General features: G+C 70.9%; 1 pseudogene. It reads right to left on the bottom strand.

Annotation, left to right across the window (positions count from 1 at the left end):
• Window positions 1-537: pseudogene (locus ACOMD9_RS21110) on the bottom strand (hypothetical protein); the annotation flags it as partial.

Below are 537 nucleotides of genomic sequence, written 5' to 3'. Positions count from 1 at the left end.
ACGGTCTGGCCCGGGGCGCTGTAGTCGAGGGTGGTGCGGTTGACGCCGTCGGCGTGCTCGCTGAGCACCGCCCTGCCCTGGTCGTCATAGGCCCAGGTGGCGACGCGGATGCCGCGCTCGTCGATCCAGCCGGTCAGCAGCGCCGGGTCGTGGGGGTCGTCGTAGACGTACTGCTGGACCGTGGCATCGGGGAAGGTGACCTGGGTCAGGGCCTCGCCGGTGTAGCCGTACTGGGTGAGCTCGCCGGCGGGGTCGATCACGCCCACCAGCTGGTCGCTCGCCCACTGGAAGGTCAGGGAGCGGCCGTAGGCATCGTCGACCGCCTGCAGTTGGTCGCCCTGGTAGCTCAGGCTGAGGACATTGCCGCTGGAGCGTTCGATGCGCAGCAGCCGGCCCTCGGCGTCATAGGCCTCGGTGTGGCCGTCGGCGCGTTGGTAGTGCCACCGGGGTTCTCCGCTGGGGCTCTCGCCCTGGGTGAGCCGGTCGCCCGAGTGCCAGGTAGGCAGCCAGGCGTCGCCGGCCTGGTAGAACGCCAGG

Origin of the sequence: Halomonas terrestris (assembly GCF_049166755.1) — a bacterium.
Lineage (GTDB): Bacteria > Pseudomonadota > Gammaproteobacteria > Pseudomonadales > Halomonadaceae > Halomonas.
Note: the sequence above shows the minus strand (reverse complement) of the source record. Positions and strands in the feature narration are given on the sequence as shown.